Raw genomic sequence first — 24251 nt, forward strand, 5'->3', positions numbered from 1 at the left:
ACAAAACAGGATGAGGCAGTCATGATGAACACGAAACTGAAGCCGCAGGCGGCACCGGCAGTAGCAGATCCGCATGAAGACACCATTCGCGCCCTCTACATGGAATCGCTGCATCTGGTCGAGCGCCTCCACCGCCGCCTTCTCGATGTGATCAAGGACGAGTTCGACCGCCAGGGTCGCGACGACGTCAACGCCGTCCAGGCGCTCCTGCTTTTCAACATCGGCAATTCGGAACTGACAGCCGGCGAACTGCGCTCCCGCGGTTATTATCTCGGCTCGAACGTCTCCTATAACGTCAAGAAGCTGGTCGACCTCGGCTTCATCAACCACCAGCGCTCGCGCATCGACCGCCGCTCGGTCCGCATCAGCCTGACGCCGGAAGGCCAGGCGATCGCAGAAACCGTCGGCAAGCTCTACGAGCGCCATATCGGCTCGATCGAAAAGGTCGGCGGCATCGGCGAGGGCGAATTCTCTCAGATGAACAAGCTGCTCCAGCGCCTCGACCGCTTCTGGAACGACCAGATCCTTTACCGCCTTTAATCCACCGGGGGCTTGCGAAACACTCCATTACCTCCAGTCATGCGGTGCTACGCAAAAGCGTAACGGGGTGTCGGAAGACGCGCCGTTACGCTTGTTTGCGTGCAAGCCGCATAGCCGCTCAGCAGATCCAGGTTATCGCTGGGCGAGCAGGGCGCGGCCGGCGTTTCGGATGGTGAGGGCGGAATCCGCCATCTGGGCAATCAAACCGGCAGTCATGGCTAAGGCGAGGGTCTCGGTATAATCTTCGCCCTGGAGACCGTGCTTTTTGCAATAATTCTGGACGGCCCCGCGTGTGGAGGTCGGCGAGACGCCAAACTTGTTGTTCTGGAAAGCATTGACAATAATTTGGTATTTTTCGTCCAGGGTCACGGTAGCTCTCCAATGGGTGATGTATGGGGTGCCTACCAGTATGGGGGCCGGGTTGATAGCCGTATTCTGCCATGGGCGTCGGAATACATGCCGTTACGTCCGTTTGCGGCGTAATGTCTGCTTACAACGTGGCCGCCGGGGCCCGGCGTATTTCGGTTGTCATGCCCGCAAACAGTGAGGAAAGGTCGAGCCACCCGTCCGGCCTGCGGCCCGTCACCTTTTCGGGCCATCCGCAGACGCCGTCCTGTCCGACATAGCCGACGCATTGCGGCGCGGTTTCGTCGCGAAAATGCAGGACGGCCAGCTTTCCAGGCTCAAGGGCTTCGATCGGGTACCAGTTCAATTCTCATATTCCTTACTTTGACGGGCAACTTTTAGCCAAGCCGCTTGTCCCAGGCTTACGGCTTTTACGTTTTCAAACGAGGGTTTTGTGTCCGGAATGCTTGGCCGGTTTCTTAAAAAAAGCAGGTCCCGGATCGACGGTCCGGGAGAACTTCCGGAGTCGCTGGCGCTTGCGGGGTGTGGCGCATATGCCGCTTGAAAAAATCACGTGCCAACACGGCTTTGTGACGCGCAAGTACCTGACACGAATTGGCCATATTGCTATGGGACCGGCTGGATGCAACGGGCCGGCGGGAATTCGCGCTTTCATAACATTGCGATGACGACGAAGCCCTTTGCGGCTGCGCTAATTTTTTGCGCGTTCTTAACCATATCCCTGTAGGCGTCTTTGATGCTGCTCGGGACCAGATGGGTACTATGATGTCGAAGAAGATCGGATCTGAAGCTCTTTCCCGCCGTGCCTTGCTTCGCACGGCCGTCTCTGCCGGTGTTGCCGCACTTGCAGCGCCTGCATTCGCCCAGACGGCGATGGATGATCTGATCAATGCGCCTCGCCGCGGCACCTGGGACGACCAGTTCGACGCCAAGGCCGCATCCAGAACCGCCGTCAATGTCGTCTCCAACAATCCGGTGCTCGGCGCCGGCGGACCGGCGAACATCCAGCAGGCGATGGTCGACTACCAGCAGATCGTTGCAAACGGCGGCTGGCCCGAGGTCAATCCCGGCCAGCAGCGCCTGCGCCTCGGCGTCGTCGATCCGTCCGTGCAGCAGTTGCGCCAGCGCCTGATGATATCGGGCGACCTGCCGCGCGAGGCAGGCATGTCTTCCTCGTTCGACAGCTATGTCGACGGCGCGGTCAAGCGTTTTCAGGCCCGCCACGGCCTGCCCGCCGACGGCGTGATGGGCGAATTTACCGTCAAGGCGATGAACATATCGGCCGACGTGCGCCTGCGCCAGCTCGGAACCAACCTGGTGCGCCTGCAGTCCATGTCGGGCGATCTCGGCCCCCGCTATGTGATGGTCAATATTCCGGCCGCCTATATCGAGGCTGTTGAAAACGACCGCGTGGCGCTGCGCACCAATGCTGTCGTCGGGCGCATCGACCGTCCGACGCACGCCATCAACTCGAAGATCTACGAGGTCATCCTCAACCCCTATTGGACCGCGCCGCGCTCGATCGTCGAGAAGGACATCGTGCCGCTGATGCGCAAGGACCCGACCTATCTCACCCGTAACAACATCCGCCTGATCGACGGCAAGGGTAACGAAGTAGCGCCGGAAACGGTCGACTGGTTCGCGCCGAAGGCACCGAACCTGATGTTCCGGCAGGATCCCGGCAAGATCAACGCCATGGCCTCGACGAAGATCAACTTCCACAACCCGAACAACGAATATATGCACGACACGCCCCAGCAGGGCCTGTTCAACAAGCTGATGCGCTTTGAGTCCTCCGGCTGCATGCGCGTTCAGAACGTCCGCGACCTCATCAGCTGGCTGCTGCGCGACACAACCGGCTGGTCGCGCCAGGAGATCGAGCGGGTGATCTCGACGCGCCAGAACAACCCGATCAAGCTTGCCGTCGAAGTGCCGGTCTATATCGTCTACATCACCGCCTGGTCTGCAAAGGACCGTGTCGTGCAGTTCCGCGACGATATCTACGAGCGTGACGGCAACCAGGAACTGGCGCTGCAGACGACCACCGGCATAGAAAAGCCGGCCGGTGCTGCCGACGACGATCTGCTGCCGCAATAAGATCTGCTTCTTTTTCCGTCCATGAGAAGCCGCATCCGCCAAGGGTGCGGCTTTTTCGTTTTCTAAGAGCATCTCCGCGTCTTCCGGCGAGCAAATGTCGTTCCCCGTATTGCTCTGCGCAAGGCGTAAGGCTAAGACGCGACATTGCAATGCCCACCCCTTTGAGGAGCCTCGCACATGTCGAACACCGACGTCTTCTTCTCCCGCCCGCTCGCAGAATCCGATCCGGAAATCTTTGGCGCGATCGAGAAGGAACTGGGTCGCCAGCGCCACGAAATCGAGCTGATCGCTTCGGAGAACATCGTTTCCCGCGCCGTGCTTGAGGCGCAGGGTTCGATCATGACCAACAAATATGCGGAAGGTTATCCGGGCAAGCGTTATTACGGCGGTTGCCAGTTCGTCGATATCGCCGAGGAACTCGCCATCGAGCGCGCCAAGAAGCTGTTCGGCGTCAATTTCGTCAACGTCCAGCCGAATTCTGGTTCCCAGATGAACCAGGCCGTGTTCCTGGCGCTGCTGCAGCCCGGCGATACCTTCATGGGTCTCGACCTGAATTCCGGGGGGCATCTCACCCACGGTTCGCCGGTCAACATGTCGGGCAAATGGTTCAATGTCGTCTCCTACGGCGTGCGCGAAGGCGACAACCTGCTCGACATGGACGAGGTGCAGCGCAAGGCCGAGGAAACCAAGCCGAAGCTGATCATCGCCGGCGGCACCGCCTATTCCCGCATCTGGGACTGGAAGCGTTTCCGCGAGATCGCCGATTCGGTCGGCGCCTATCTGATGGTCGACATGGCCCATATCGCCGGTCTGGTTGCCGGTGGCCAGCATCCGTCGCCGTTCCCGCATTGCCATGTCGCCACCACGACCACCCACAAGTCGCTGCGCGGCCCTCGCGGCGGCGTCATCCTGACGAATGACGAGGAACTGGCCAAGAAGTTCAACTCGGCCGTTTTCCCGGGCCTCCAGGGCGGTCCGCTGATGCACATCATCGCCGCCAAGGCTGTCGCCTTCGGTGAAGCGCTGCAGCCAGACTTCAAGGATTATGCCGCCCAGATCGTCAAGAATGCTAAGGCGCTGTCCGAAACGCTGATGGCCGGTGGCCTCGACATCGTCTCCGGCGGCACCGACAACCACCTGATGCTGGTCGACCTGCGCAAGAAGAACGCCACCGGCAAACGCGCCGAGGCGGCTCTCGGCCGCGGCTACATCACCACCAACAAGAACGGCATTCCCTTCGATCCGGAAAAGCCCTTCGTCACCTCCGGTATCCGCCTCGGGACGCCGGCCGGCACGACGCGCGGTTTCAAGGAAGCGGAATTCAAGGAGATCGGCAATCTCATCATCGAGGTTCTCGACGGCCTGAAGGTCGCCAACTCCGACGAAGGCAATGCCGGCGTCGAAGCCGCCGTGCGCGACAAGGTCGTGGCGCTCACCGGCCGCTTCCCCATGTATCCCTACATGTGATCCCAACTGGTACCAATGGGGGCCGCATCTCGCGGTCCCTCTTGCAAGCCTAAGGAGAGGCGATGCGCTGCCCCTATTGCGGTTCGGAAGACACGCAGGTCAAGGATAGTCGTCCGGCCGAGGATTACACCTCTATCCGCCGGCGGCGTATCTGCCCGGATTGCGGCGGCCGCTTCACGACGTTCGAGCGCGTGCAGCTTCGCGAACTGATGGTCACCAAGAAGACCGGCCGCAAGGTGCCGTTCGACCGCAACAAGCTGGTGCGATCCTTCCAGATCGCGCTGCGCAAGCGGCCGGTCGACAACGACCGCATCGAGCGGGCGGTTTCCGGCATCGTGCGTCGACTCGAGAGCTCGGGCGAGAACGAGATTTCGTCGGAAGAGATCGGGCTGCAGGTGCTGGAAGCATTGAAAAGCCTCGATGACGTCGCCTTCGTGCGCTACGCCTCTGTCTATCGCGATTTCTCCCATGCGGAGGATTTCGAAAAGGTGATCCAGGAGATCAACGCCAAGATCGCCCGCGATCCCGGCATCGAGCCGTAGCCATGACGAGCGCTGCCGAAGACCGGTGGTTCATGGCGTCGGCGCTGCGCCTGTCGCGCCTTCATACCGGTCAGACAGGCACCAATCCTTCGGTCGGCTGCGTGATCGTCAAGGACGGCGAGGTGGTCGGCTCCGCGGTCACTGCGCCCGGCGGGCGGCCGCATGCGGAAACCCAGGCGCTTGATATTGCCGGAGAGAAGGCGAGGGGAGCGACCGTCTATGTCACGCTCGAACCCTGCTCGCATTACGGCCGCACCCCACCTTGCGCCAACGCGCTTGTCGAGGCGGGCGTCGCTCGCGTCGTCATCTCGCTGACCGATCCCGATCCGCGCGTCTCCGGGCGGGGGATTGCGATCCTGCGCGATGCCGGGATTATCGTGGAGACCGGCCTGATGGAGGACGAGGGGCGCCGGGCGCTCGCCGCTTACCTCACCCGCCAGACGAAGGGCCGCCCGCATGTGACTCTGAAGCTTGCCGTTTCCGCCGACGGCATGCTCGGCCGCCGCGGCGAGGAAGTGTCGATCACCGGACCCGAGGCGCGGGCGCAAGTGCACCGGCTGAGGGCCGAAGCCGATGCGATTCTCGTCGGTATTGGCACGGTGCTGTCGGATGATCCCGAGCTGACGGTGCGCATTCCGGGGCTGGAGAAACGCTCTCCGATCCGCATCGTGCTGGATCGTCGGCTTGAACTGCCGCTGGATTCCAAGCTGGTGAGGAGTGCGCGGGACGTGCCGGTGATTGTCGTGGCTGCGCCGGGTTCTGCCTTGTCGGTTGAGAGTGGGGCGACACCCCCCTCTGCCCTGCCGGGCATCTCCCCCTCAAGGGGGGAGATCGACCAGCGGCAGGCTCATCCGTCCCATTCAAGCTCCGATATCGGTGCGGCAGACGAGTCGGCTGGAGTTGCGCAAGGTGCAGGCTCCTTGCCGATCTCCCCCCTTGAGGGGGAGATGCCCGGCAGGGTAGAGGGGGGTGCCGCTCCGCGCTCCACCGCCAAAGGTGATCTGGCTACGAAGGCCGCGGCCCTCCAATCGGCCGGCGTCGAGATCATGGAGAGCACCGAACTCGACATCCTCCTGGCGATCCTCGCGGTTCGCGGCATGTCCTCGCTTCTGGTCGAGGGCGGCGCAGCCATCGCAAAGACATTCCTCGAAGCAGATCTCGTCGACCGCATCCTCCTGTTCCAGGGCGCCGGCATTGTCGGCGAGGGCGGGCTTGAATCGCCGCTGACGCCATCCGATATGCCGGCAGGATTTAAGCTCGTGCGCGAGGAAAGCTTCGGGCCGGATCGCTGCTTCGAATACGAAAGAGGTTTCTGATGTTCACCGGAATTGTCACCGATGTCGGCACGGTCGCGGCAACGACGCCCATGGACGAAGGCGTCAAGCTCAGGATCGCCACCAACTACGATCCGAAAACCATCGACATGGGCGCCTCGATTTCCCATGGCGGCGTCTGCCTGACGGTGACAAACCTGCCGGACGAAGGCAGCAACGAGCGCTGGTTCGAGGTCGAGGCCTGGGAAGAGGCGCTGCGGCTGACGACGATCGCTGAATGGACCGAGGGCACGCGCGTCAATCTCGAGCGGGCGCTGAAGATCGGCGACGAGCTCGGCGGCCATATCGTCTCCGGTCATGTCGACGGCAAGGCGGAAATTCTCGGCATTGAACATGAAGGCGAGGCGGTCCGCATCCGTCTTCGGGCACCCGAAGCGCTTGCCCGATTTGTGGCTCCGAAGGGCTCGGTAGCGCTGGATGGCACCTCGCTGACCGTCAACGCCGTCGAGGGCACCGATTTCGACGTTCTGCTGATCCGCCACACGCTCGCCGTCACCACCTGGGGTGATCGCAAGGCGGGTGATTTCGTCAATTTCGAAGTCGATACGATGGCGCGTTACGCAGCACGGCTTGCGGAATTCCCGGCGAAAAGCTGACGGCTTGCCGGCCGCTCAGTTTTCGCGCGCCATCACCACGATCGGGCCATGGTAGTCGGCGCGGGCGAACTCGCGAAAGCTGAGCTTCGCAGCGACCCTCAGCGACGCGCCGTTTTCAGGGCTGATGATGCAGGTCATCCTGCGATCGGGGAAATGTGCTTCGCCCCAGGAGATCATCGCGCCCACCGCCTCGGTCGCGTAACCGCGGCCATGGACGGAAGGGATGAGTGCCCAGCCGGTCTCGAGCGTCCCCTCGATCGAGGGCTGAAATTCGCGGCGCATATCCTGGAAGCCCGCTTCGCCGAGAAAACGCCCGGTTGCCTTCTCTTCGATCGCCAGGAACCCGAAACCCATCAGGTGCCACATGCCGTTGACACGCAGCATACGGCTCCAGCTGGTTTCGCGGGACGAGGGGATGCCGGAAATATAGCGGACCACGTCCGGCTCGGCCCAGAATTCCGCATAGGTCTCGAACTCCTCCAGTCGATGAGGACGCAGGATCAGCCGTTCGGTTTCGAGGGTCGGGATGGTGGTCATGGCGGGCTCCATGGTGCGGGATGGCACCGATCTTTATCGCTGCTCGCTCAGGTATTCCCGATTCGCATCGCTGCGTTCAGCGAAAATTGCTTGCCATTCCCCTCAGAGCGTGTTTTGACCGCCACCTGCCCGAGACCCATATGACTATCGGCCCGCTTTGAAGGCGATATCGATCTCATGCTGGGCCGATTTGAACAAAGGTGAATCATGTCACGCGAAACCGCTCCACACCTCCTCGTCGTCGAGGCGCGTTTCTACGACGATATGTCCGATGCGCTGCTCGACGGTGCGACCCATGCGCTGAAGGCGGCCGGGGCGACCTATGACGTGGTCACCGTTCCGGGTGCGCTCGAAATCCCGCCGGCAATCGCCATGGCGCTCGATGCGTCGGAAGAGGGCGGCACCGATTACGACGGTTTCGTCGCACTCGGCATGGTCATCCGCGGCGAGACCTACCATTTCGACATCGTCTCGAACGAATCCTCCCGTGCCCTGATGGACCTCGCCGTGTCGGAATCGCTGGCGATCGGCAACGGCATCCTCACCTGCGAGAACGACGAACAGGCCTGGGCGCGTGCCCGCCGTTCGGACAAGGACAAGGGCGGCTTCGCCGCCCGTGCGGCGCTGACCATGATCGCGCTGCGTGACAAGCTGAACGGTGGTTGATTGATGGCAAAGGAAGGCGAACACCCGGTCAAGCCGGCAAACCAGCGCGGCGCCGCCCGCCTGGCGGCTGTGCAGGCGCTCTACCAGATGGATGTCGGTGGGACCGGCGTGCTGGAGGTCGTTGCCGAATATGAGGCGCACCGCCTCGGCCAGGAACTCGACGGCGACACCTATCTGAAGGCCGACGCCTCCTGGTTCCGCTCGATCGTTGCCGGCGTCGTGCGCGACCAGGTGAAGATCGATCCGCTGATCCGCGCCTCGCTGCAGGAAGACTGGCCGCTGTCGCGTCTCGATTCGACGTTGCGGGCCATCCTGCGCGCCGGTACGTTCGAAATCCTCGAGCGCAAGGACGTGCCGGTAGCCGTCATCGTTACCGAATATGTCGAGATCGCTCACGCCTTCTTCGGAGAGGAAGAGCCCCGCATTGTCAACGCCGTCCTCGATCGCATTGCCAAGCAGGTACGCGGCGAAACCAAGAAATAACAAACTAAAAAAACAAGTCGGGATGGGACAGGCATGGACGGTGCGGTGAACGGTCTTCAGACACAGATGAACACCGCCCGGCGCAGCGTCGCCCTGCTGGTCGGGGCCCAGGCCGTCCTCGGTTCGGCGCCGCCTCTGGTCTTCGCGCTTGGCGGCCTCGTCGGGTACCAGTTGCTCGGCGACGACAAGTCGCTGGCGACGGCGCCGCTGACCGGTTTCAATATCGGCATGGCGGCGGGCGCTATCGCGGTTGCCATCGCTTCGCGGTTCCTCGGCCGCAAGACGAGCTTCATGCTGGGCTCGGTCCTCGGAGCGCTCGGTGCCGCGACCGCGGCGATCGCGCTCTTCCATGCGAACTTCTGGCTCTTTGCGACCGGCCTGCTTCTGATCGGCCTCTGCAACGGCTTCAGTCAGAAGATCCGCTTTGCCGCTGCCGACGCGTCGCCTTCATTCTACAAGCCGAAGGCGATCTCCTGGATTCTCGCGGCCGGCATCGTCTCGGCGGTTCTCGGACCGCAACTTGCGATCTGGACCAAGGACCTGCTGTCGCCAGTGCTGTTCGCCGGCGCCTTCGTGGCCGTCATTCCGCTCTATCTGATCGCGCTGGTGATGCTGTCGCCGCTGAAACTGCCGCAGATGAGCGGCAGTCACACTGCTTCGGTGCCTGCGCGCCCGCTCGGCGAGATCGTCGTCACCCAGCGGTTCCTGACCGGCATGATCTGCGGCATCTCCTCCTACGCACTGATGACCTTCATGATGACCGGCGCGCCGCTTGCCATGGTGATCGGCTGCGGTTTCCCGTCGGAAATGGCCACCCTCGGCATCCAGTGGCATGTGCTCGCCATGTTCGCGCCGAGCTTTTTCACCGGCATGCTGATTTCCCGCTTCGGCGTCGAAAAGATCGTCGCCGCCGGGCTGGTGATCCTGATGGGGTGCGCCGTGATCGCCCATATGGGCATCGAGCTCTGGAACTTCTGGGGCGCTCTGGTGCTGCTCGGCATCGGCTGGAATTTCGCCTTCATCGGCTCGACTGCGATCGTCGCCTCCAGCTACCGTCCGCACGAGGCCGACAAGGTGCAGGGTTTTCACGATATCATCCTGTTCACCACCGTCGCGCTATCCTCCTTCTCCTCGGGCAAGATCTTTACCGCCTATGGCTGGTCGTTCATGAATCTGATCATCTGGCCGGTCACGATCGTCTGCCTCGGTCTGGTGCTGGCGCTGATGTTCAAACGCTCTTCCGTGAAATCCGCCTAGAGTCTTGTCCCTTCGGGGCTTGACGCCAATTCATCTCCACCGCAATCTCCCGTCCGCGCAGGCGATCCCGGATTCCTTGGGAGGGGAGCGGTCGGCTGCGCGGGAATGCGCACTATGGAGTATTGCGGCGGTCTTTGCTCATCCCGTGGATGTGCGCCGCTGCAGGGGTGCACGGCCGGAGGGTATGGACCACCCGGCGCTAAGGGAGAGGAAAAGCGAATGACTGTAATTCTGGGTGTGATCGTGTGCGGGTTGCTATCGATCATTTATGCCGTCTGGGCGACGCGTTCCGTGCTTGCTGCCGATCAGGGCAGTATCCGCATGCAGGAGATCGCCGGATATATCCGTGAAGGCGCACAGGCCTATCTGATGCGTCAATACATGACCATTGCCATTGTCGGCGTCGTCGTGACGATCCTTGCCTGGGTTCTGTTGTCCGGCACCGCTGCGGTCGGCTTCGTCATCGGCGCCGTGCTTTCGGGCGCTGCCGGCTTCATCGGCATGCACGTCTCGGTCCGCGCTAACGTGCGCACGGCGCAAGCTTCTTCCCAAAGCCTTGCGGCCGGTCTCGACATCGCTTTCAAATCCGGCGCCATCACCGGCATGCTGGTAGCAGGCCTCGCTCTCCTCGGCGTCTCGATTTATTATTGGATTCTGACCGCCGGCCTCGGCCATCCGACCGGCTCGCGTGAAGTCATCGACGCGCTCGTCTCGCTCGGCTTCGGCGCTTCGCTGATCTCGATCTTCGCCCGTCTCGGCGGCGGTATCTTCACCAAGGGCGCCGACGTCGGCGGCGATCTCGTCGGCAAGGTGGAAGCCGGCATTCCGGAAGACGATCCACGCAATCCGGCGACGATTGCCGATAACGTCGGCGATAACGTCGGCGACTGCGCCGGCATGGCCGCCGACCTCTTCGAAACCTATGCGGTCTCCGTCGTCGCCACCATGGTGCTTGCGGCAATCTTCTTCGCCGGCGCGCCGATCCTCGCAACCGTCATGGTCTACCCGCTGGCGATCTGCGGCGCCTGCATCATCACCTCAATCATCGGCACCTTTTTCGTCAAGCTCGGCTCCAATGGTTCGATCATGGGCGCGCTCTACAAGGGCCTCATTGTCACCGGCCTGCTGTCGATCGTCGGTCTCGCCATCGCCACTTCGATCACCATCGGCTGGGGCACGATCGGCACCGTCGCCGGCAAGCCGATCACCGGTACGAACCTCTTCATCTGCGGCCTTCTCGGTCTCGTGGTGACGGCGCTGATCGTCGTCATCACCGAATACTATACCGGCACCAACAAGCGCCCGGTGAACTCGATCGCCCAGGCCTCTGTGACCGGTCACGGCACCAACGTCATCCAGGGCCTTGCGGTCTCGCTCGAATCGACCGCCCTTCCGGCGATCGTCATCGTCGGCGGTATCATCGCCACCTACCAGTTCGCCGGTCTGTTCGGCACCGGCATCGCCGTCACCACCATGCTTGGCCTTGCCGGCATGATCGTGGCGCTCGACGCTTTCGGTCCGGTCACCGACAATGCCGGCGGCATCGCCGAAATGGCGCACCTGCCGCCGGAAGTGCGCAAGTCGACGGATGCGCTCGATGCGGTCGGCAACACGACCAAGGCCGTCACCAAGGGTTACGCGATCGGTTCCGCGGGCCTTGGTGCTCTGGTTCTGTTTGCCGCCTATTCCAATGACCTGCAATATTTCGCCGCCAACCCCGCCCAGTATCCATATTTCCAAGGCATCGGCGAAATCTCCTTCAGCCTCTCCAACCCTTATGTCGTCGCCGGCCTGATCTTCGGCGGCCTGATCCCCTACCTGTTCGGCGGCATCGCGATGACCGCCGTCGGCCGCGCCGCGGGCTCGATCGTTGAGGAAGTGCGCAAGCAGTTCCGCGAAAAGCCGGGCATCATGGCGGGGACTGAAAAGCCGGATTATGGCCGCGCCGTCGACATCCTGACCCGGGCTGCGATTCGCGAGATGATCATTCCGTCTCTGTTGCCGGTTCTGGCGCCGATTGTCGTCTATTTCGGCGTTCTGCTGATCTCCGGCGGCGACAAGGCTTCTGCCTTTGCTGCCCTCGGGGCATCGCTGCTCGGCGTTATCGTCAACGGTCTGTTCGTGGCGATCTCAATGACCTCGGGCGGCGGCGCCTGGGACAATGCCAAGAAGAGCTTCGAGGACGGTTTCGTCGACAAGGACGGCGTTCGCCACATGAAGGGTTCGGAAGCTCATAAAGCATCCGTTACCGGCGATACCGTCGGCGATCCTTACAAGGATACGGCGGGCCCGGCCGTCAACCCGGCGATCAAGATCACCAATATCGTGGCACTTCTGCTACTGGCGGTGCTTGCCGGCTGATCTCTGAACCAAGCCAGACAAAAAAGCCCGCGAGGAGTGATCCTCGCGGGCTTTTGGATTTTTGTATCCGTTTTCCGGTGCTTACTTGCCGAAGCCGGACAGGATGCTGCGGGCTGCTGCCCCGCCTGCGCCGGAGCCGCCGCCGGAAAGCAGCTGCTGCAGGAAGGTGAGGTCGCGGCCGCCGGTCGGTGTCGTGCGCGAAATCGTGTCGAACACCTTGCCGTCCTGCATCGCATAGTTGGCGCGACGGGCGACGACGCCGTCCTTGTCGAAATAGATGGCGAGCACCGTCTGGTCGACGATCTTCGGCTTCATGAAGGCCGCGGCGCGCTCGCGTTTCTGCGAGATGTAGTAGAACACCTCGGTATCGAAGGTGGCCGTCGTCGAGGGTGTGCCCATCGTCAGCAGCACCTGCTCGCGGCTCGACCCGACCGGAATGAGTTCCAGCGATTTCTGGTCGACCACGTAGCCGTTATACATGGTGTCGCCGATATGCATGGACGTGCAACCCGAGACGGTGATGGATGCGACGACCATTGCCATCGCGGTTTTACTCAAGAATGTCATCTCGTATCCGAAAACCCGCTTGTTCAACGGCATCCCCCAAACTCAACCTGCCCCTGCTGACCCTACCATTGTGGCTATTCAGGGACATAAGACCAATCCCGACCTGGATGTTAAGGCCGCGAAGATCCCACCCCGTTCGCTGATCCGGCGGAACGGCATTGCAATTCGTGCATGCTTCGGTAAACCAGCTTTCGTTTCCATGCAACATGGCCGGCGGCAGGCTGGCCCATTCCTGGAGGCAAATAACGGGAATTCAGATGATCTTTGGCCTTTTCAAGAAGAAAAACCAAAACCACGCGATTGTTGACCGCCAATACTCGACCTTGACGTCGATGGCGCGTGTACCGTTCTTCTATAGCGATCTGGACGTACCGGACACGGTCATGGGCCGTTTCGAGATGCTCTCGATCGTGATGATCCTGTTCTTCCGGCGCACCGCGAAGTCCGATTCGAGCGGGCAGGAGCTGGCCCAGGAGATCGTCGACGCTTTTTTCCAGGATATCGACCACTCCATCCGCGAGCTCGGCATCGGCGACCAGAGCGTGCCGAAGCGCATGAAAAAGCTGGCCGGGATGTTTTATGGCCGGGTGGAGACTTATGCCGCCGCTCTTGAAGGCAAGGACAGCGGAGCGCTTGCGGCGGCCCTCAGCCGGAATATTTATCCCAAGACGGAGGATGCGCCTGGGATGCGAGGGCTGGCGGACTGGATGATCGTTGCAGAGAGGGCGCTCGCCGGGATTTCCGAAGATGAGATTTCCCGCGGGCACGCGGTTTTGCCCCTGCCGGGCCCGCTGCCGCGAGAAGAGTGAGGTTTGATGAAGAACGACCATGGCGCAGGCGAAAAGCCTCCCTTTTCCTATCCCGTCAAAGTCGGGAATATTTCCGCCAATGCGGTGACCGTGAAGCTCGAGGCTGATGCGCGCGAGCTCGTGGGTCTCGCAAAGCTGTGGCAGGTCGTTTCGGTCGGTTCGTTGAAGGCCGAGCTGCAGATCGCCCGCTGGAAGAAGGACGGGGTGCGTCTCAAGGGACGCGTCCAGGCCGATATCGTCCAGTCCTCGGTCGTCACGCTCGAGCCGGTGGCATCGAAGATAGACGAGCCGTTCGAGCAGATCTTCGTGCCTGAAGGGTCGAAGCTCGCGCGGGTCGTGACCAGCGATACGGCGGAGATGGTGATCGATCCCGATGGTCCCGATCTTCCCGAAATGTTTGTCGGCGACACGATCGATGTCGGCGAAGTGGTGGCCGAATTCGCAGCACTTGCGATCGATCCTTATCCCCGCGAACCCGGCGTCGAGTTCGCCGATCACCTGGAAGGCGATCCGGATGAAAAGTCCGGACGCCCCAATCCCTTTGCCGTCCTTAAGGACTGGAAAAAGGATTGAGGACGGGTTGTAAGCGACAGCAAAAACTATATTTTGGCCACGAATTCGCCGACACGGCCCCGCATGAGGAGCGAAGGGCCGTTGGAGACGTGAGAACTGGCGCATGGTCCCCGATTGGGGCGTGCGTTCGGCGAAGATAAGGATCAGGGACGCGTGATCAGAATTTCTATCGATGCCATGGGCGGCGATTTTGGTCCCGAGGTCGTCATTGCCGGTGCCGCCAAGGCACTGGAACGCCACCCGGATGTGACCTTCCTCATCTATGGGCTGAAGGTCCAATGCGAGCCGGTCTTGGCGAAATATCCAAAACTGCGGGATAAATCCGTCTTCCACGAATGCGAACTGGCCGTCAGCATGGAGGAGAAGCCGAGCGCGGCCTTGCGCCGCGGCCGTTATGTCTCGACAATGTGGCGGTCGATCGAGGCGGTGAAACTCGGCGAGGCTGAGGTTGTGGTTTCCGCCGGCAATACCGGCGCCCTGATGGCGATGGCGAAGTTCTGCCTGCGCACCATGGCCAATATCGAGCGCCCGGCGATCGCCGGCATCTGGCCGACCCTCAAGGGCGAGAGCATCGTCCTCGATATCGGCGCGACGATCGGTGCCGACGCTCAGCAACTTTTCGATTTTGCGATCATGGGCGGGGCCATGGCGCGCTCCCTCTTCGAAGTGGACCGACCGACCGTCGGGCTTCTGAACGTCGGTGTCGAAGAGGTGAAGGGCCAGGAAGAGGTCAAGGAGGCCGGGCGGCTGATCCGCGAGGCCAACCTGCCGACGATCGCCTATCACGGTTTCGTCGAAGGTGACGACATCGGCAAGGGCACCGTCGATGTGGTGGTGACCGAAGGCTTTACCGGCAATATCGCGCTGAAGGCGGCGGAGGGCACGGCCCGGCAGATCGCCACGCTTCTGCGCGAATCGATGTCGCGCACGCTGCTGGCCAGGATCGGCTACCTTCTGGCCAAGCCCGCCTTCGACAGGCTGCGCGAGAAGATGGATCCGAACAAGGTCAACGGCGGCGTGTTCCTCGGCTTGAACGGCATCGTCATCAAGAGCCACGGCAGTGCCAATGCCGACGGTTTTGCTGCCGCGATCGATGTCGGCTATGACATGGCACGCAACGATCTCAACGCGAAGATCCGGCAGGATCTGGCAATTTACCATGCCCGTCGCCAGCCCCCGGCTGGCCCCGAAGCGGCATGACGACAGGATGTGAGTTAAGAATGATCCGTTCAGTGGTTCGCGGTTACGGGGCAGCGCTCCCGAAGCGGGTAGTGACCAATCGCGAGTTGGAAGACATCGTCGAGACCTCCGACGAATGGATCGTGCAGCGCACGGGCATTCGTCAGCGCTATCTTGCCGGCGAGGGCGAGACGACCGCCTCTCTCGGCGAGCAGGCGGCGCGTGCGGCGCTCGACAATGCCGGATTGACGCCGGATGACATCGATCTCGTGCTGGTCGCGACCTCGACGCCCGACAACACCTTTCCGGCGACCGCCGTCAATATCCAGAATCGGCTGGGCATGACCCACGGCTACGCCTTCGATCTGCAGGCGGTCTGCACCGGCTTCGTCTACGCGATGGCGACCGCCGATCTGCATATCCGCGGTGGAATGGCAAAGCGTGTGCTGGTGATCGGCGCCGAGACCTTTTCCCGCATCCTCGACTGGAAGGATCGTACCACCTGCGTGCTTTTCGGCGATGGCGCCGGTGCGCTGGTGCTGGAGGCGGCGGAAGGCGAGGGGACCATTGCCGACCGAGGCGTGCTCACCGCTCATCTGCGCTCCGACGGCTCGCATAAGGACAAGCTCTATGTCGATGGCGGCCCGTCCTCGACGGGCACGGTCGGACATCTGCGCATGGAAGGCCGCGAGGTCTTCAAGCATGCGGTCGGCATGATCACCGACGTGATCGACAGCGCGTTCGCCGCGACCGGCACGACGGCAGACGATCTCGACTGGCTGGTGCCGCACCAGGCCAACCGCCGCATCATCGACGGCTCGGCGAAGAAACTCGGCATTCCTTTGGAAAAGGTCGTCGTGACCGTCGATCTGCATGGTAATACCTCGGCTGCATCGATTCCTTTGGCACTTTCGGTTGCCGCCTCCGACGGGCGCATCAAGAAGGGTGATCTGGTGATGCTCGAAGCCATGGGCGGCGGTTTTACGTGGGGCGCATTGCTGGTCCGCTGGTAGGGCTGCAATGATTGGCCGAAACGTAAATAAGCGATTGAGCACAGGTGCTTGACCCTCGCGCTCAAGCAAAATACTCTCTATCGGCTTTGATAAGATCAATTTCGAAAATTGGGCGGGGATCATGGCCGGCAAGACAGTAACACGCGCGGATCTGGCGGAATCGGTTTTCCGCAAGGTCGGACTTTCGCGGACGGAATCGGCCGAGCTCGTTGAGACGGTCATAGACGAGATCTGTAACGCGATCGTGCGGGGCGAGGTGGTCAAGCTTTCCTCCTTCGCGACCTTCCAGGTGCGTTCCAAGAACGAGCGGATCGGCCGCAATCCGAAGACCGGCGAGGAAGTGCCGATTTCTCCGCGTCGGGTGATGACGTTCAAGGCCTCCAATGTACTGAAGAGCCGTATCCTCAAGGCGCACACGGCGCGCAAGGCGAAACTGAAGCCGGCAAGCCCGGTCGCCTGAACCCCGGCGCCCTTTCCGCAATCCTGTGAACATGCTTGAATCTCCCGGCTTAAGCCGTTGAGATATGTCCGATTCGGCGCATAATCCGCGCATGAATTGGAGGCTATGAGTCTGCCCTTGGGGCATGGGCAGCCTGCCGTTTGGAGTGTGACCTTTGGAGAAGAGCCCGGACGCCTTTCGTACGATCAGCGAGGTCGCCGACGACCTCGACCTGCCGCAGCATGTGCTGCGCTTCTGGGAAACGCGTTTCCCGCAGATCCGGCCGATGAAGCGCGGCGGCGGGCGGCGTTATTATCGTCCCGAGGACGTCGATCTCCTGAAGGGTATCCGTCACCTGCTCTACGATCACGGTTACACCATAAAAGGCGTGCAGAAGCTTCTGAAGATGAACGGCAACAAGTTCGTCTCGGCGATCGCGTCCGGCGATCTCGCCACGATGGAAGCGATCATGGCGGCAAACAGCGAAAAGCAGGTCGAGCCGAAGATCAGCACCGCCGAAGAGGATCAGATCGTCGGCCGCCCCAAGGTGAAGCCGAGCGGCCGCTTTTTCGGCTTCGGCGGCACCCACGAGGACGACGTGGAAGTGTCGATCGGCAAGTCCAGCATCGGCAAGGAAGACCGCGCCCTGTTGCAGGAGGCGCTGTTCGATCTTCTGGAATGCAAACGCCTCCTGGATCAGGTTCGCTAATCCAACTCGCGGCAAAGTTAAGAAAAATTTACCATTCACCTCTGGTTCAGGAGAAATGAAGGATCATTTCTTCATAAGGAAAATCAGAGGAGGTGAATTATGAAGAAGAAGCTCGCCGTCGCCGTTTTATCCCTGATTACGGCCTTTAGCGGTGTCGTTCCGGCCCAGGCTTTCCCGTCGATCGCCGCCCCGAGGATCGAAGCGTCCCAGGATATCCAGCAGGTGCAGTATTGGCGCGATCGTGACGGCTGGGAAGGGCGTCGCTACTACCGCGACCGCTACGATGGCGACCGCTATTACCGCCGCCATCGCCGTGGCCCGGATGCCGGTGCGATCATCGGAGGGCTTGCCCTTGGCGCGATCATCGGCGGCGCGCTGGCCCAGCCGCGTTATGCACCGAGATACGCTCCGCGTTACTACCGACCGCGCTACTACGCCCCCCGGCGTTATGTCGGGGGCAATGCACACGTAAACTGGTGCTATGCCCGCTACCGGTCCTACAGGGCCTACGATAACACGTTCCAGCCCTATTACGGCCCGCGCCAGCAGTGCTATTCGCCCTACTGATATCCGTTGAACCGGATAACAACGTCAGCCTGCCCTGCCAATCCGGTGGGGCGGGTAAATCACGTGAGGAAGTCCCGGTTCTCGGAAAAGGTTTTTGATCTGACTGAGATTTCAAGGGGATTTAATTGGTCGGGGCGGCCGGATTTGAACCGACGACCCCTTGACCCCCAGTCAAGTGCGCTACCGGGCTGCGCTACGCCCCGACCTGCTCAATGAGCATGTTTTCCCTAGTCGCTCCGCTTTGCCGGCGCAAGCTCAAAATCCTTCGATCGGAAGAAAAAGAGGGTGGTCGGCATAAGAACGCGCCGGTGAACATAAAAGCCGCGTCCGAACTCGGGCATCGCGAAAGCCTTCGTCGTGGGCAGCGGCACGGGCATCACCGAGGCTGCAGCCGCGGTTAACCGCTCGGAAGACCAACTATAAGGGGATTGCAGAGATTTCTGCGGAAGATAATCTTAGATATAAAACGAAGTTGCGCATGCTGGAAACTTCGGCATGAAGGCGGGCTAAAAGATTAGCTGCGGTATCTATGTAATGCTTAGCGAAAACGCGGCGCCCGGCTTGCATTCATCAAGAGTTCTTGCTGAGACGCAAAAGGTCCGAGAAGTTTCAGAAGGCGGATTTCTTCCTCTTGATCGATACGATAGCGCTTTGCGAACTCCGCAACGCTCCAGACTTTCTTCAAGCCTTTACTATCGATATCGTCGAGATTCATATGCGTCGACATAAGTATCCCCTTTTCTTGCTTGTTCGAACCTAAACTCGCGTGGCAAATTTTGTTCCGGACAACTCTGAGCTTCTATCGTTAATAATGTATCCTCTAACGAACCCTCACTTTTCTTGGACTTTAATACCATTCTGGCCGATGCTGAGCTCGACGCCTCTGGGCTTGGTTTCTTCGCGATAGACGTAAAAACCGAGGCCGACGACGGCGACAAGCAAGGCGCCGATAATGAGATAAAGGTTATTGATGCGTGTCATGCGTACCCCCTGCACGTTGTCTGGCGGCGGGGAAACGCGTGAGATCTCAAAGAGTTCCCGCGCTGCAGCGATTTCAGTCGTCGTTTGCGGCGTTGAGGTTCTGGGGGCGGATTCCCTCGTCGTGAAACTGCTGGCGCAGCCTGAGCCCCGGCCCGGCGCCCGCATCGTCCTCACCCGCGCCGAGGAAAAGCACGCCCTTCGACTCGAAGATTGAACGCAACCGATCGGTGACGCCGGCGTTTGCGAAGACTTGCGAGGCCTCGGCTTCTTCGATCGCAGATTTGGAAAGCCCTGACGCGGCGGCCAACTCCTCCACCGTCATTCCTGTCATCGCGCGTGCGGCGCGGAGTTGAGAAACCGTCAGCATGATAGGGAATCTGGAGCGCTGGGCGCCGAAGTCAAGCGGCGTTGTCGGCCGCAGAGCGGGATCGTCGCTGCGATCGGATGAAACGATGTTCCAGCGCCACGCAGCCCCAGACGATGCCGAGCAGGAGGTAGAAATGCCGCCAGTGGTCGGTGTCGATGACGTTGCCGATGATCGCATGGCCCAATATCATCACCCAGGCGATCATCAGATAGGCCTGCCACGGGCGTTCGCGCAGCATGTAGCGGAAGCCGAACCACAGCGTCGACCAGATCATGATCTGATAGGTGATCGCGCCGAGCCAGCCATAGGTGGTCAGCGTCTTCAGCCAGATATTGTGTTCGTCCTCGCCGAAGATCTTGCCGAAGGCCATCGGCCCCAGCCCGAGCGGCCGTTCCATGGCCATCAGGAAGCCGATCTTATGGCGCTCGAAACGGCCAAGGCGGGCGCCGTCATAGTCCTGCACCAGCTTGGCGCGGTTGGTGAACAGGTCGGAGACCTGCGGGAACTGCAGCGCGATCGCCAGCGCCAGGACAAGAAAGATCGCAGCACCTCCAGCGATCGCCAGGATCTTGAACCGGAAGGCGGTCGTGCGCTCCTTGAGGAGCATGACGATCACCAGAGCGACGCCGGCAAATATGAGAAGGCCCCAGGCGGCGCGCGAGAAGGAGAGGAAGATGCCGAGCGCCAGGACGAGGATGCCGGCGATGAGCAGCGGCGCTTTTATCAGCGGTCCGGTCAGCAACCGGTAGAGGAGGTAGAGGAGGGGGGCGACGAGATAGGGGCCGAAGACATTCGGGTCCTGGAAGGCACCCATGGCGCGATTGTAGCGGGTGAAGACATGCGAGCCCGGAAAGGCGTTGAAATAGCCGAGAACGCCGAGCAGCGAGGTGATGATTGCAGCGATGACCCAGGCCTTGAAGATCAGGTTCAGGCGCCGATGGTCGTTCTCGATGATCGCCGCATAAAAGACCGAACTCAGCGCCAGGAAGGTGGAGACGGCGAAATACATCGGCGCCTCGCTCATGTCCTTCATGACGAACATGGAGAACAGGCCGCTCATGTTGAACGTCAGCATCATCACCAGAAGCGGTCCGACGGTACGCGATATCTTCAGGCCGAGCAGGAACCAGATGCCGATCTGGATCACCATGATCAGTTCGTAAGGCGCAGGCTCGGAAATGACGAAGCCGGAAAGGAAGACGCCAAAAGCGATCAGGCCGGAACCGGCAAGCTTTACGGCCGCCAGCCGACTGTCGAAACCCACCGGGTGGCCGCCTGCGCGGTTATAGTCGAGCGTGCTCAATAGGCATTGTCCGTGTTGAGCAGCCGGATCGGCGTCAGGAACAGGATCTTGAGGTCGAAGAGCAGCGACCAGTTCTCGATATAATCGAGGTCGTAGGCCGTGCGGGCACGGATCTTCTCGTCGCTGTCGAGTTCGCCACGCAAGCCGTTGATCTGCGCCCAGCCGGTGACGCCCGGCTTGACGCGGTGGCGGGCGAAATAGCTCTCGACTACGTCGACATATTTGCGCGTCCCCGTCTGGGCGAGCACCGCATGTGGGCGCGGTCCGACGAGCGAAAGCTGGCCGCGCAGCACGTTGAACAGCTGCGGCAGTTCATCGATCGAGGATTTGCGCAGGAAGCGACCGACCGGGGTGACGCGCGGGTCGCCCTTGGTGACCGCCTTGACCGCCGTCTGGTCGCCGAGATCGGTGTACATCGAACGGAACTTCAGGACGTCGATGATCTCGTTGTTGAAGCCGTGGCGCTTCTGGCGAAACAGGACAGGCCCCTTCGAGGTCGCCTTCACGGCGATTGCCGCAGCCAGCATGATCGGCCAGGTGAGAAGGAGGCCGACAACCGAAAAGACGATGTCGAAGACGCGCTTGGCGACCGAGTCCCAGTCGCGGATCGGCTTGTCGAAAATGTCGAACATCGGCACCGCGCCCACATGCGAATACGAGCGGGGGCGGAAACGCAGGCGATTGGCGTGGGCGGCAAGGCGAATATCGACTGGCAGCACCCAGAGCTTGCGCAGCAGCTGCAGGATGCGGGCCTCGGCCGTTGCAGGCAGCGCGATGATCAGCATGTCGATGCGGGCAAGGCGGGCGAATTCGATAAGCTCGGCGAAGGTCCCAAGCTTCGGATAGCCGGCGACGACGGTCGGCGAGCGTTCGCTGTTGCGATCGTCGAAAATGCCGCAGATGCGGATGTCGTTGTCGGGTTGCTGTTCCAACTGGCGGACGAGCTGCTTGGCCGGTTCACCGCCGCCGACGATGATGGCGCGGCGCTCCATCACGCCATTGCGCCCCCAGTGGCGGATGGCAAAGGCGGTGAGCTGCCGTTCGAGGAAGAGGAACGCGGCGCTGGCGACGAACCAGGCGACAAAGCCGGCAAGCGGATAGGGTTCGTGTTCGACGAGGAAAAGGGTCGATGCCGTCAGCAGAAAACCGATCGTCCAGCAGACGAAAACACGTTTGGCGGTGCGCGAGGCGCCACGCAGCGAGGGGATCTGGTAGGTATCGGCCACCTGCAGAAGCAGGACCGTAAGTGTCGAGCCCCAGGCGACGAGGGCGAAGCGGGCGAAAAAGCCGGTGAGGTCGATCGGCGCGAAAAGCGCCCCGACGCCAAGGCCGATCCCGAGCATGGCCAGCAGCTCGAACAACCGGAACTGGCCGATCAGCATCGTCGGCGAATAGCTGTCGTTGCGGAACTGCTCTGCGATCTGGCGCGCAAACGGATTGAGCACCGTGGCGTTCACCGGATCATGCTTTTCGTCGGCAGCTCGGAGTTCCGAAACCTTCTTGCGAAGGCTTTCGACATCGAACTGCTCGGACTTGTTCGGCTGGTTCATGGACCGATCCCTTTGGCCTTCCGGGGCCGGCGGCGCTGGAAGCCCCGGTAACGCTGGAAGCAATGGGAAACGCATACCAAAAAGAGGTGAAGGAAGCCTTTAGCCGCGCCCCGAATCCGGTCTCGAACCTGTCAGATCTTGATACAGGCCGAGCATTTCGCGGGCCATGACCGACGCGGAAAACACCGCCTTGAAGGCCTCCGGTTTCGGCATCACCGCATCCTGCCAGCCGGGCGTCGTGACCGCTTGCGTCATGACGCGGGCGAGATCATCGGCATCGCCGGGGATGGCAAGGGCAGCACTCGCCTCGCCGAGCACTTCCGGAATGCCGCCGACCCGGGAGGCGATCACCGGCTTGCCGGCCGCCAGCGCCTCGAGCACAATATAGGGCATCGCTTCGGCACGGGATGGGACGACGACGATCTTCGCCATGGCGAACGCGTCGCGCGCCGGCATGGCCGGCTTCATCTGGATGCGCCGGCCAAGCCCGCGCTCGGCCATCATCGCCTCATAGCGGTCGCGATCAGGGCCGTCGCCGACCATCAGCGCCGAAAGCGGATGACCGACCGCCCTTTCGGTGCGGGCGAAGGCGTCGATGAACACATCCGGTCCCTTGAGGTCGCGCAGCATGCCGATATAGAGGAAATGCGGTGCCCCGTGGTCGGCGCCGATGGTTTCGAACTCGGCGTCCTTGATACCGTTGTAGATCACCCGGGAGACTTTTCGCGGCTTGCCGACCTTGGCCTCGTAGGTGCGCCGTTCGTAGTCGCAGACGAACACCAGCGCGTCCCCGAAATGCTCCTGGAAGCGTTCCAGCCGCAGCACGGCCTGGCCGGAAAGGCTGGACCGGCTGAAATGCAGGCTGCCGCCATGCGGCGAATAGAGGCGGGCTACGCGATACCTGTTGACCCGCAGGGCTGAGCCGATCAGCCGGGCAATGGCGCCACCCTTGGCGCCGTGCCCGTGCAAAATGTCCGGCTGCAAGCTCTTGATATATCTGTAACTCTTGTAGATCGCGACGAAGTCGGAGGGCGCAATTGCGCGGCGCATCGGAATACGGGTGAGGCCGAGCGAAAGATGCGGCCTGATACTGTTGAAGAGACGATCCTCATGCGCTCCACCGGTCGAGCTGTCGCACAGGATGCCGACTTCGTGGCCGGCCGCCCGGTGCTCCTCGACCAGATCGCGCACATGGCGGAAGATCCCGCCGACGGGCGACCTGAAGCAGTGGAGTATCCGCAAGGGAGCGCTATCCGCCATGGACCGGTCAGAACAGCCGCTCGCGGACGTAGATCGTGTCGCCGGCAAGCACCGTGGAAGAGATGACGGTGCGGCCGGTAATCACCTGGCCGTTGATCTTGCGGGTGACGTCGACGTCGCGCTGATTGCCGCGCGAGGTGAAGCCGCCAGCGATCGCGATCGCGTTCTGGGCAGTCATCCCCGGCACGTAGGAATATTGCCCCGGCCGGCCGACTTCGCCCATGACGAAGACGGGACGGTAGCGATCGATCTCGGCTGTGACATCCGGATCGCGCAGATAGCCCTGCTTGAGACGGGAAGCGATCGAGCCTTCCAGCGCTGGCAGCGTCTGGCCGCGGGCGACCACCTGGCCGATCAGCGGGAAGGCGATGTAACCGGCCTGGTCGACCGTATAGGTATTGGTGAGGCCTGGTTGCTCGAAGACGCTGACGCGCAGTCGGTCACCGCTGTCGAGCCTGTAGGGCTGGACGGTTGCCTGCTGGAAACTTTTCGGGGCGGGCGCGTAGCTCGTGCAGCCGGCAAGCGCCGTCGCAGCGAGCGCTAACGCCAGCACATGTTTGGCCATCACGCGATTGAAGGGGGCGAAGGACATTTCCGCGTTCGAGGCTCCGGCTGTTCATACCATCTGCCCCCGTTATCGATCCGTTAGGGTTAATGCCCGGTAAAGAGGCCGGGAATTTGGGGATTT

The 24251-nt window shown here is 61.6% G+C and carries 29 protein-coding genes and 1 tRNA gene; 18 read left to right on the plus strand and 12 right to left on the minus strand.

Annotated features, from left to right (window positions below; translation table 11 throughout):
• Positions 1 to 24 precede the first annotated feature (24 nt).
• Positions 25 to 540: a transcriptional regulator LdtR gene (gene ldtR / locus AC1DLT_RS18865; RefSeq protein WP_038549003.1), complete on the plus strand. Its 516-nt coding sequence runs from the start codon at positions 25 to 27 to the stop codon at positions 538 to 540.
• Between the two features lie 132 nt (positions 541 to 672).
• On the opposite strand, the gene AC1DLT_RS18870 is transcribed toward ldtR, so the two are convergent.
• Together AC1DLT_RS18870 and AC1DLT_RS18875 are read right to left on the minus strand one after the other, a co-directional pair.
• A complete protein-coding gene (locus AC1DLT_RS18870) occupies positions 673 to 909 on the minus strand; it encodes a hypothetical protein (RefSeq protein ID WP_247137301.1) in 237 nt (78 codons plus the stop codon).
• A gap of 121 nt (positions 910 to 1030) precedes the next feature.
• Positions 1031 to 1252, minus strand: coding sequence for a hypothetical protein (locus AC1DLT_RS18875; protein WP_038541847.1), 222 nt, complete (start codon positions 1250 to 1252; stop codon positions 1031 to 1033).
• Positions 1253 to 1671: 419 nt separating this feature from the next.
• Here AC1DLT_RS18875 and AC1DLT_RS18880 point away from each other — a divergent pair, with 419 nt between their 5' ends.
• The 5 genes from AC1DLT_RS18880 (at position 1672) to AC1DLT_RS18900 (ending at position 6942) form a co-directional block, all read left to right on the plus strand.
• Positions 1672 to 3003: a L,D-transpeptidase family protein gene (locus AC1DLT_RS18880; RefSeq protein ID WP_477487763.1), complete on the plus strand. Its 1332-nt coding sequence runs from the start codon at positions 1672 to 1674 to the stop codon at positions 3001 to 3003.
• Between the two features lie 177 nt (positions 3004 to 3180).
• A complete protein-coding gene (glyA, locus tag AC1DLT_RS18885) occupies positions 3181 to 4470 on the plus strand; it encodes a serine hydroxymethyltransferase (protein WP_038541848.1) in 1290 nt (429 codons plus the stop codon).
• Between the two features lie 62 nt (positions 4471 to 4532).
• Positions 4533 to 5012 (plus strand): transcriptional regulator NrdR, encoded by a 480-nt coding sequence (gene nrdR / locus AC1DLT_RS18890; RefSeq protein ID WP_007771094.1) that lies wholly within the window; start codon positions 4533 to 4535, stop codon positions 5010 to 5012.
• 2 nt (positions 5013 to 5014) lie between these two features.
• Positions 5015 to 6328 (plus strand): bifunctional diaminohydroxyphosphoribosylaminopyrimidine deaminase/5-amino-6-(5-phosphoribosylamino)uracil reductase RibD, encoded by a 1314-nt coding sequence (ribD, locus tag AC1DLT_RS18895; RefSeq protein ID WP_247137300.1) that lies wholly within the window; start codon positions 5015 to 5017, stop codon positions 6326 to 6328.
• Positions 6328 to 6942, plus strand: a complete 615-nt coding sequence (locus AC1DLT_RS18900; protein WP_247137299.1) for a riboflavin synthase — start codon at positions 6328 to 6330, stop codon at positions 6940 to 6942. The genes ribD and AC1DLT_RS18900 overlap by 1 nt, the downstream gene beginning before the upstream one ends.
• A 15-nt stretch (positions 6943 to 6957) precedes the next feature.
• Here the strand turns inward: AC1DLT_RS18900 and AC1DLT_RS18905 are convergent, their stop codons facing one another.
• Positions 6958 to 7479, minus strand: coding sequence for a GNAT family N-acetyltransferase (locus AC1DLT_RS18905; protein ID WP_247137298.1), 522 nt, complete (start codon positions 7477 to 7479; stop codon positions 6958 to 6960).
• Positions 7480 to 7686: 207 nt separating this feature from the next.
• Between AC1DLT_RS18905 and ribH the strand changes: the two genes are divergently transcribed.
• From ribH to AC1DLT_RS18925, 4 genes are all read left to right on the plus strand, one after another.
• A complete protein-coding gene (gene ribH / locus AC1DLT_RS18910) occupies positions 7687 to 8145 on the plus strand; it encodes a 6,7-dimethyl-8-ribityllumazine synthase (RefSeq protein WP_038541855.1) in 459 nt (152 codons plus the stop codon).
• A gap of 3 nt (positions 8146 to 8148) precedes the next feature.
• Positions 8149 to 8628, plus strand: coding sequence for a transcription antitermination factor NusB (gene nusB, locus AC1DLT_RS18915; protein WP_038593118.1), 480 nt, complete (start codon positions 8149 to 8151; stop codon positions 8626 to 8628).
• Positions 8629 to 8661: 33 nt separating this feature from the next.
• Positions 8662 to 9885, plus strand: a complete 1224-nt coding sequence (locus AC1DLT_RS18920) for an MFS transporter (protein WP_477487764.1) — start codon at positions 8662 to 8664, stop codon at positions 9883 to 9885.
• 219 nt (positions 9886 to 10104) lie between these two features.
• The gene (locus tag AC1DLT_RS18925) at positions 10105 to 12246 is read left to right on the plus strand and encodes a sodium-translocating pyrophosphatase (RefSeq protein ID WP_247138141.1); all 2142 of its coding nucleotides are present in this window, start codon (positions 10105 to 10107) and stop codon (positions 12244 to 12246) included.
• Positions 12247 to 12327: 81 nt separating this feature from the next.
• Here AC1DLT_RS18925 and AC1DLT_RS18930 read toward each other — a convergent pair whose 3' ends face one another.
• On the minus strand, positions 12328 to 12846 hold the full coding sequence (locus AC1DLT_RS18930; protein ID WP_477484655.1) for an outer membrane protein assembly factor BamE: 519 nt from the start codon (positions 12844 to 12846) through the stop codon (positions 12328 to 12330).
• On the opposite strand from AC1DLT_RS18930, the gene AC1DLT_RS18935 reads away from it, so the two are divergent.
• The 8 genes from AC1DLT_RS18935 to AC1DLT_RS18970 all read left to right on the plus strand — a co-directional run bounded on the left by AC1DLT_RS18935 (position 12767) and on the right by AC1DLT_RS18970 (position 18102).
• On the plus strand, positions 12767 to 13120 hold the full coding sequence (locus tag AC1DLT_RS18935; protein WP_477487845.1) for a hypothetical protein: 354 nt from the start codon (positions 12767 to 12769) through the stop codon (positions 13118 to 13120). The two genes, AC1DLT_RS18930 and AC1DLT_RS18935, sit on opposite strands and share 80 nt — an antisense overlap.
• The gene (locus AC1DLT_RS18940) at positions 13071 to 13622 is read left to right on the plus strand and encodes a ubiquinol-cytochrome C chaperone family protein (RefSeq protein WP_038549011.1); all 552 of its coding nucleotides are present in this window, start codon (positions 13071 to 13073) and stop codon (positions 13620 to 13622) included. The genes AC1DLT_RS18935 and AC1DLT_RS18940 overlap by 50 nt, the downstream gene beginning before the upstream one ends.
• A gap of 6 nt (positions 13623 to 13628) precedes the next feature.
• Complete coding sequence (locus AC1DLT_RS18945) at positions 13629 to 14195, plus strand: YceD family protein (protein WP_038541865.1); 567 nt, start codon at positions 13629 to 13631, stop codon at positions 14193 to 14195.
• Between the two features lie 153 nt (positions 14196 to 14348).
• Positions 14349 to 15395: a phosphate acyltransferase PlsX gene (plsX, locus tag AC1DLT_RS18950; RefSeq protein ID WP_038549014.1), complete on the plus strand. Its 1047-nt coding sequence runs from the start codon at positions 14349 to 14351 to the stop codon at positions 15393 to 15395.
• Between the two features lie 20 nt (positions 15396 to 15415).
• On the plus strand, positions 15416 to 16387 hold the full coding sequence (locus AC1DLT_RS18955) for a beta-ketoacyl-ACP synthase III (protein WP_038585550.1): 972 nt from the start codon (positions 15416 to 15418) through the stop codon (positions 16385 to 16387).
• 121 nt (positions 16388 to 16508) lie between these two features.
• Positions 16509 to 16847 carry an integration host factor subunit alpha gene (locus AC1DLT_RS18960; protein ID WP_007770264.1) on the plus strand — a complete coding sequence of 113 codons (339 nt, stop codon included), beginning with the start codon at positions 16509 to 16511 and terminating at the stop codon, positions 16845 to 16847.
• Positions 16848 to 17001: 154 nt separating this feature from the next.
• Positions 17002 to 17535: a MerR family transcriptional regulator gene (locus tag AC1DLT_RS18965; RefSeq protein ID WP_038541870.1), complete on the plus strand. Its 534-nt coding sequence runs from the start codon at positions 17002 to 17004 to the stop codon at positions 17533 to 17535.
• 99 nt (positions 17536 to 17634) lie between these two features.
• Positions 17635 to 18102 (plus strand): BA14K family protein, encoded by a 468-nt coding sequence (locus AC1DLT_RS18970; RefSeq protein WP_038541872.1) that lies wholly within the window; start codon positions 17635 to 17637, stop codon positions 18100 to 18102.
• 126 nt (positions 18103 to 18228) lie between these two features.
• On the opposite strand, the gene AC1DLT_RS18975 is transcribed toward AC1DLT_RS18970, so the two are convergent.
• The 8 genes from AC1DLT_RS18975 to AC1DLT_RS19010 form a co-directional block, all read right to left on the minus strand.
• Positions 18229 to 18305: transfer RNA gene (locus AC1DLT_RS18975), tRNA-Pro, on the minus strand.
• A gap of 335 nt (positions 18306 to 18640) precedes the next feature.
• The gene (locus tag AC1DLT_RS18980) at positions 18641 to 18829 is read right to left on the minus strand and encodes a hypothetical protein (protein WP_038541874.1); all 189 of its coding nucleotides are present in this window, start codon (positions 18827 to 18829) and stop codon (positions 18641 to 18643) included.
• Positions 18830 to 18933: 104 nt separating this feature from the next.
• Positions 18934 to 19083, minus strand: a complete 150-nt coding sequence (locus AC1DLT_RS18985; RefSeq protein ID WP_038541876.1) for a hypothetical protein — start codon at positions 19081 to 19083, stop codon at positions 18934 to 18936.
• Positions 19084 to 19156: 73 nt separating this feature from the next.
• Positions 19157 to 19450: a helix-turn-helix domain-containing protein gene (locus AC1DLT_RS18990; protein ID WP_038541878.1), complete on the minus strand. Its 294-nt coding sequence runs from the start codon at positions 19448 to 19450 to the stop codon at positions 19157 to 19159.
• 31 nt (positions 19451 to 19481) lie between these two features.
• Entirely contained in the window at positions 19482 to 20753 is a 1272-nt protein-coding gene (locus tag AC1DLT_RS18995; protein WP_477487765.1) for an O-antigen ligase family protein, read from the minus strand.
• Positions 20750 to 22303 (minus strand): undecaprenyl-phosphate glucose phosphotransferase, encoded by a 1554-nt coding sequence (locus AC1DLT_RS19000; RefSeq protein ID WP_477487766.1) that lies wholly within the window; start codon positions 22301 to 22303, stop codon positions 20750 to 20752. Before AC1DLT_RS19000 ends, AC1DLT_RS18995 begins: the two co-directional genes overlap by 4 nt.
• A gap of 99 nt (positions 22304 to 22402) precedes the next feature.
• Complete coding sequence (locus AC1DLT_RS19005) at positions 22403 to 23563, minus strand: glycosyltransferase family 4 protein (RefSeq protein ID WP_477487767.1); 1161 nt, start codon at positions 23561 to 23563, stop codon at positions 22403 to 22405.
• 7 nt (positions 23564 to 23570) lie between these two features.
• A complete protein-coding gene (locus AC1DLT_RS19010; RefSeq protein WP_038541887.1) occupies positions 23571 to 24155 on the minus strand; it encodes a polysaccharide biosynthesis/export family protein in 585 nt (194 codons plus the stop codon).
• Between the last annotated feature and the right edge of the window lie 96 nt (positions 24156 to 24251).

This window comes from Neorhizobium sp. 05N33 (assembly GCF_056397445.1).

What these genes read in the sequence shown, in the direction of transcription:
- ldtR (WP_038549003.1), top strand. Translation starts at nt 25, where the DNA reads ATGAACACGAAACTGAAGCCGCAGGCGGCACCGGCAGTAGCAGATCCG.
- AC1DLT_RS18880 (WP_477487763.1), top strand. Translation starts at nt 1,672, where the DNA reads ATGTCGAAGAAGATCGGATCTGAAGCTCTTTCCCGCCGTGCCTTGCTT.
- glyA (WP_038541848.1), top strand. Translation starts at nt 3,181, where the DNA reads ATGTCGAACACCGACGTCTTCTTCTCCCGCCCGCTCGCAGAATCCGAT.
- nrdR (WP_007771094.1), top strand. Translation starts at nt 4,533, where the DNA reads ATGCGCTGCCCCTATTGCGGTTCGGAAGACACGCAGGTCAAGGATAGT.
- ribD (WP_247137300.1), top strand. Translation starts at nt 5,015, where the DNA reads ATGACGAGCGCTGCCGAAGACCGGTGGTTCATGGCGTCGGCGCTGCGC.
- AC1DLT_RS18900 (WP_247137299.1), top strand. Translation starts at nt 6,328, where the DNA reads ATGTTCACCGGAATTGTCACCGATGTCGGCACGGTCGCGGCAACGACG.
- AC1DLT_RS18905 (WP_247137298.1), bottom strand. Translation starts at nt 7,479, where the DNA reads ATGACCACCATCCCGACCCTCGAAACCGAACGGCTGATCCTGCGTCCT.
- ribH (WP_038541855.1), top strand. Translation starts at nt 7,687, where the DNA reads ATGTCACGCGAAACCGCTCCACACCTCCTCGTCGTCGAGGCGCGTTTC.
- nusB (WP_038593118.1), top strand. Translation starts at nt 8,149, where the DNA reads ATGGCAAAGGAAGGCGAACACCCGGTCAAGCCGGCAAACCAGCGCGGC.
- AC1DLT_RS18920 (WP_477487764.1), top strand. Translation starts at nt 8,662, where the DNA reads ATGGACGGTGCGGTGAACGGTCTTCAGACACAGATGAACACCGCCCGG.
- AC1DLT_RS18925 (WP_247138141.1), top strand. Translation starts at nt 10,105, where the DNA reads ATGACTGTAATTCTGGGTGTGATCGTGTGCGGGTTGCTATCGATCATT.
- AC1DLT_RS18935 (WP_477487845.1), top strand. Translation starts at nt 12,767, where the DNA reads ATGGATGCGACGACCATTGCCATCGCGGTTTTACTCAAGAATGTCATC.
- AC1DLT_RS18930 (WP_477484655.1), bottom strand. Translation starts at nt 12,846, where the DNA reads ATGCCGTTGAACAAGCGGGTTTTCGGATACGAGATGACATTCTTGAGT.
- AC1DLT_RS18940 (WP_038549011.1), top strand. Translation starts at nt 13,071, where the DNA reads ATGATCTTTGGCCTTTTCAAGAAGAAAAACCAAAACCACGCGATTGTT.
- AC1DLT_RS18945 (WP_038541865.1), top strand. Translation starts at nt 13,629, where the DNA reads ATGAAGAACGACCATGGCGCAGGCGAAAAGCCTCCCTTTTCCTATCCC.
- AC1DLT_RS18955 (WP_038585550.1), top strand. Translation starts at nt 15,416, where the DNA reads ATGATCCGTTCAGTGGTTCGCGGTTACGGGGCAGCGCTCCCGAAGCGG.
- AC1DLT_RS18960 (WP_007770264.1), top strand. Translation starts at nt 16,509, where the DNA reads ATGGCCGGCAAGACAGTAACACGCGCGGATCTGGCGGAATCGGTTTTC.
- AC1DLT_RS18970 (WP_038541872.1), top strand. Translation starts at nt 17,635, where the DNA reads ATGAAGAAGAAGCTCGCCGTCGCCGTTTTATCCCTGATTACGGCCTTT.
- AC1DLT_RS18980 (WP_038541874.1), bottom strand. Translation starts at nt 18,829, where the DNA reads ATGTCGACGCATATGAATCTCGACGATATCGATAGTAAAGGCTTGAAG.
- AC1DLT_RS18985 (WP_038541876.1), bottom strand. Translation starts at nt 19,083, where the DNA reads ATGACACGCATCAATAACCTTTATCTCATTATCGGCGCCTTGCTTGTC.
- AC1DLT_RS18990 (WP_038541878.1), bottom strand. Translation starts at nt 19,450, where the DNA reads ATGCTGACGGTTTCTCAACTCCGCGCCGCACGCGCGATGACAGGAATG.
- AC1DLT_RS19000 (WP_477487766.1), bottom strand. Translation starts at nt 22,303, where the DNA reads ATGAACCAGCCGAACAAGTCCGAGCAGTTCGATGTCGAAAGCCTTCGC.
- AC1DLT_RS19005 (WP_477487767.1), bottom strand. Translation starts at nt 23,563, where the DNA reads ATGGCGGATAGCGCTCCCTTGCGGATACTCCACTGCTTCAGGTCGCCC.
- AC1DLT_RS19010 (WP_038541887.1), bottom strand. Translation starts at nt 24,155, where the DNA reads ATGTCCTTCGCCCCCTTCAATCGCGTGATGGCCAAACATGTGCTGGCG.